The sequence below is a fragment of the Collinsella sp. AF31-11 genome (assembly GCF_003475605.1).
GTDB lineage: Bacteria > Actinomycetota > Coriobacteriia > Coriobacteriales > Coriobacteriaceae > Collinsella.
On record NZ_QRQS01000024.1, the window covers coordinates 1 to 5,077 of the forward strand.

Sequence of the window (5,077 nt, forward strand, 5' to 3'; positions counted from 1 at the left end):
GACTATTAGCGGCTAAAATCGCCCGGCGCTAACAACGGCCCGCCATTGTCTTCGGTTTGCCGGTCGATCTCCATCAACACCAGCACCTCGACACGCTTCATATCGTTGACACTCGCACGACCCTTGCCCGCCATAGCAGCCTCCTCAAACCGAGCACGAGCATTTAACGCGCCGTGCGCGACCGGCGTATCCCGCAAAGGATGTTACATCAGCGTTATTGTATACCGCTCAAATCACTTTTAGGCAGGTAAACGGGCTATTTTTAACCCAAATAAAGGCAATGTTGATAAATTAAGCCGCATAGGGCATATACCCCATGCGGCCTAATCAGACCAATCGTCTCGTTTTAGCGGTGAAAGAATCCACGACGCTCGAATTTAGGCTCGCAGCACACGTTGATGCCCAGCTTGCGCAGCACCGTCTCATCAGTCGGCGAGATGATAACGCTAAAGAAGGCGTCGCAGCCGCGGAGCTGCTCCAGGCCCGAAAGGACACGGGCGGCAGTCTCGCTCGTAGCCGAGGTGATCGACAGCGCCATAAGCGTCTCGTCGGTATGGAGGCGAGGGTTTTTGCTACCCAGGAAATGCGTCTTGAGCTTGCTGATGGGCTCGATCGCCTCGTCGCTGATGACTTCGAGCTCTAGGTCCACGCCCGAGACATGCTTGAGGGCGTTCATGATCAGCGAGCTCGCGGCACCCAGGCGCGTTGAGGTCTTACCGGTCACAACAGAACCGTCCGGCATGACCATGGCGCCCACGGGACCGCCCGTCAGTTGCTCTCTGGTGAGGGCAGCCGAGCGCGCCGGCGAATAGTTCTTATCGATGCCGGCCTTTTTCATGATGAGTTTGAGACGATCGACCTGTTCGTCGCCCACGCCGGTACGGCGCACGCTTTCAACCGCGGCAAAATAGCGGCGCACGATCTCCATCTTGGAGGCATCACGGCAGGCATCGTCGTCGGTAATGGCAAAGCCAACCATGTTGACGCCCATGTCCGTAGGGCTCTGATAGGGGCTCTCGCCCAGAATCTTTTCCATAAGGGCGCGAACAACCGGGAATGCCTCAACATCACGGTTGTAATTGACCGTGGTCTTGTTGTAAGCCTCAAGATGGAACGAATCGATGATGTTGGCATCGTCAAGGTCTGCCGTGGCGGCCTCGTAGGCGATATTGACCGGATGCGTCAGAGGAAGATTCCAGACCGGGAAGGTCTCGAACTTGGCATAGCCAGCGGCGGTACCGTGCTTATGCTCGTGATACAGCTGCGACAGGCAGGTGGCAAGCTTGCCCGAGCCAGGGCCGGGTGCCGTCACGACAACGAGCGGACGCGTGGTCTCGACAAACTCGTTCTTGCCGTAGCCTTCGTCAGAAACAATCAGATCGACATCGTGCGGATAGCCCTCGATGGGATAATGCAGCTTGGCGGGAATACCGAGCGCGTTCAGACGATTGCGGAAGACATCGGCAGCGGGCTGGCCGGCATACTGCGTGATTACCACGGCGGCAACGGCAAATCCATTCCCTCGGAACAGATCGACCAGGCGCAGGACGTCTTCATCATAGGTAATACCCAAGTCGCCACGGGCCTTGTTCTTCTCGATATGGTTCGCATTGATTGCAATGATGACCTCGACGTCATCGGCGATGCTCTTGAGCATGCGAAACTTGCTGTCCGGCTCAAAGCCCGGCAGCACGCGGCTGGCATGATAGTCATCGAACAGCTTGCCGCCAAACTCCAAATACAGCTTGCCGCCAAACTGCGAGATGCGCTCCTTAATATGAGCAGCCTGCAGCTCGATATACTTCGCATTGTCGAAACCCTGGCGCATGTATGGCTCCCGTCCCGTTTCCCAATTAAGTCCCTACGCGATTATAGCGAAGCCTGCCCTTCCCAAAGGCCAGGCCAACAACGGGCACCAACCAAACACGCCACCACGCAACCGTAAGGAACCCGGGTAGTCTATTTGGGACGGCACCACCTTGCACCAACAATAGAAACGTCGCAGGAAGATGCAACGTCAGCGAGCGCCGCCTAGAACGAACAAGTTGGCATGAAAAAGGCAAGGCATAGACCTTTTGGTCATGCCTTGCCTTTTGAATGACAAATTGTCGTTCTGGACGGCGCGCAGCGTCGACTGGTTGCGCGGTTCGTAGAACCGCGCAACATAAGTGCGCCTCCCCCCGCGCACGGAACGGGAGGAGGCTAAAGGTAGGAGTCTACCGGTGGGGTTACCCCACCGGACAGACGATGACCAGGTGATCCTTTACAGGATCGTCATGGTTTCCGTGGGGTACCCAAGGGGTACTTAGAGCATCACGCAAGCGATGGTCAGGATGACGGCGCAGACGACGGAGAGAGCGACGATGAGCTTAAGAGCAAACTTGAGCCAGGTCGTCCACTCGATCTTGGCCAGGGCAAGACCGCCCATGATGGCGCCGGAGGTCGGGGTGAACAGGTTCACGACGCCGATGGCAGCGGAGAAGATCATGACCATGACCTCGGGCGAGAAGCCGAGCTTAACAGCCAGCGGTCCCATGATGGGCATGGAGACAGTAGCCATACCGGAGGTCGAGGGGATCAGGAAGGACAGGCCAAAGTAGACCAGGAAGCTCATGGGAGCGAAGATCACGCCGGACAGGCCAGCCAGAGCATTGGCGGCAGCGTCGAGGACGTAGACGTCGAGGCCGGTGCTAGCCATGAGGACGGAGATACCACGGGCGAGAGCGATGACGAGGACAACGGACATCATGTCGGCAGCGCCGGTGATGAAGGTGTTGACGATCTGCTTCTCGGACAGGCCACCAATGATACCGATCAGGATAGCCATGAGGAAGAACCAAGTGGAAGCCTCGTCGAAGTACCACTGGCCAATGGGCAGGCCGGTGATCAGGGCAGACCAGCCCTGAACGATGGCGTTACCGTCGGCGTCATAGACAGCGCCAGCATCGAAGAAGTTGGCGACGCCCTCGTTGAGGTCGGCCAGCGGGATGAAGCCGACGATCATGACGACGAAGGTGAAGGCAAAGGCGATCAGAACACCCTTCTGACGACCGGTGAGCTTGACCTCCTTGTTAACCTCGGAAGCAGCCTTGCCGTGAGCCTCTTCGGCGTCCTTGAGCTCCTGCATCGAAAGGATGGTGGAACCCTTGTCAGCCTTGACCTTCTTGGCATAGCTCATGACGAAGACGATGGACATGGCAGTGGTAACAATCCACAGGACGGCACCGAGGCCGATGATGATGGACTGGTTGACCTCAATGCCAACGCCGGTCAGAGCGTCGACGGCAGCGCCGACGGCGAACGGGTTAACCGTGGAGCCCAGGCAGCCGCAGCCAGCGCCGAGCAGGACGGTAGCAGCGCCGACCATGGGGTCGAAGCCAGCAGCCATCATGGTAGCGGCGAGCAGGGCGTAGAAGGGAACGGTCTCCTCGCACATACCATAGGTGGTACCACCGAGGGAGAAGATGAGCATCAGCACGGGAATGAGCATGATCTCGTTGCCCTTAAGCTTCTGCACCAGAACGGCAATGCCGTTGTCCAGGGCGCCGGTCTCGGTCATCATGCCGAGGAAGCCGCCGAGGATCATAACGAAGAGGCAGACGGGCAGAGCGTCAGCGAAGCCCTTGACCGGGGCGGTGCAGAAATCGCTCAGGCGGGCAGCGGTAACCTCGCCACCGGACGTACCGGAGACGATAACGGTAACAACCGCGACGATTGCCAGCAGAGCAAGAAGAATGGTGAACGATGAAGGCATACCGCGCTTTTTCTTAGCGGTCTCAGTCATAGTTCTCATCCCCCCTTCATAAATCATTTACTGATCTCGCCCAAAGCGGCTCTTCCGTGCCGTGCATGTCGCTCGGTGCGAGATTTTTACCAGACAAAAGCGCTCGGGGTGCGCAGCAATGCACCCCGAGCGAGATGCTAGATGCTCTTACTTGAGCGTAGCGTACATGACAGCCTTGATGGTGTGCATGCGGTTCTCGGCCTCGTCGAAGACCTTGGAAGCGGGGCTCTCGAAGACCTCGTCGGTGACCTCCTGCTCGGTGATGCCGAACTGCTCGCACTTCTCGGCGCCAATCGTAGTGTTGGTGTCGTGGAAGCTGGGCAGGCAGTGCAGGAAGATGGCACCCGGGTTGGCCATAGCCATGACCTCGGAGGTGACACGATACGGGGTGAGCTGAGCGATGCGCTCGGCCCAGACCTCGTCGGGCTCGCCCATGGAGACCCACACGTCGGTGTAGATGACGTCGGCACCGGTGACGCCGTCCTTGACGTCGGTGGTCAGCTTGATGGTGCAGCCGTTGGCCTCGGCGATGGGCTTGCAGGCCTCGATGACGTCGTCAGCGGGCATGCACTCCTCGGGGCCGCAGGCCACGAAGTTCATGCCGAGCTTGGAGCAGACAACCATGAGGGAGCGAGCAACGTTGTTCTTGCAGTCGCCCATGAAGACGAGGGTCTTGCCCTTGATGTCGTAGTTGAAGTTCTCCTGGACGGTCAGGATATCGGCGAGCATCTGGGTGGGGTGCCACTCAGTGGTCAGGCCGTTCCACACGGGCACGCCGGACTTAGCAGCGAGCTCCTCGACGTCGTCTTGGGCAAAGCCACGGAACTCGATACCGTCATACATGCGGCCGAGAACGCGGGCAGTGTCCTCGATGGACTCCTTCTTGCCCATCTGCGACGAACCCGGATCGAGGTAGGTGACGCCCATGCCCAGATCCATGCCGCCGACCTCGAAGGCGCAGCGGGTACGAGTGGAGGTCTTCTGGAAGAGCAGAACGATATTCTTGCCCTCGAGATAGCGGTGCGGAACGCCAGCGCGCTTCATGTCCTTGAAGTTCTTGGAGAGCTTGAGCAGGTACTCGATCTCCTCGGTGGTGAGGTCGAGAAGCTTGAGGAAGCTACGGCCGGAGAGGTTAACACCCATGGTTCGTTTCCTTTCGAAGAAATGAATTCCTTAATTACTTACGTAATGCTACCCGTTTGACGGGCAAAACCGGTGCGGTTGTAGGGAGACCGCACCGGAAACGAAAAGACTTAGAGGTCCTCGCGCCAGAAGGGCATGCTCATGCAGCGC

At 58.4% G+C, this 5,077-nt stretch carries 4 protein-coding genes; all 4 read right to left on the minus strand.

Features of this window, described 5'->3' with window-relative positions; all coding sequences use genetic code 11:
• Positions 1-5: 5 nt before the first annotated feature.
• Positions 6-134, minus strand: a complete 129-nt coding sequence (locus DWZ22_RS10615) for a hypothetical protein (RefSeq protein WP_255413602.1) — start codon at positions 132-134, stop codon at positions 6-8.
• A gap of 212 nt (positions 135-346) precedes the next feature.
• On the minus strand, positions 347-1,828 hold the full coding sequence (locus DWZ22_RS09945) for a DUF1846 domain-containing protein (RefSeq protein WP_117794763.1): 1,482 nt from the start codon (positions 1,826-1,828) through the stop codon (positions 347-349).
• Positions 1,829-2,305: 477 nt separating this feature from the next.
• On the minus strand, positions 2,306-3,793 hold the full coding sequence (locus DWZ22_RS09950) for a YfcC family protein (protein WP_369833992.1): 1,488 nt from the start codon (positions 3,791-3,793) through the stop codon (positions 2,306-2,308).
• A gap of 138 nt (positions 3,794-3,931) precedes the next feature.
• Positions 3,932-4,927 (minus strand): ornithine carbamoyltransferase, encoded by a 996-nt coding sequence (gene argF / locus DWZ22_RS09955; protein WP_006234279.1) that lies wholly within the window; start codon positions 4,925-4,927, stop codon positions 3,932-3,934.
• Positions 4,928-5,077: the final 150 nt, after the last annotated feature.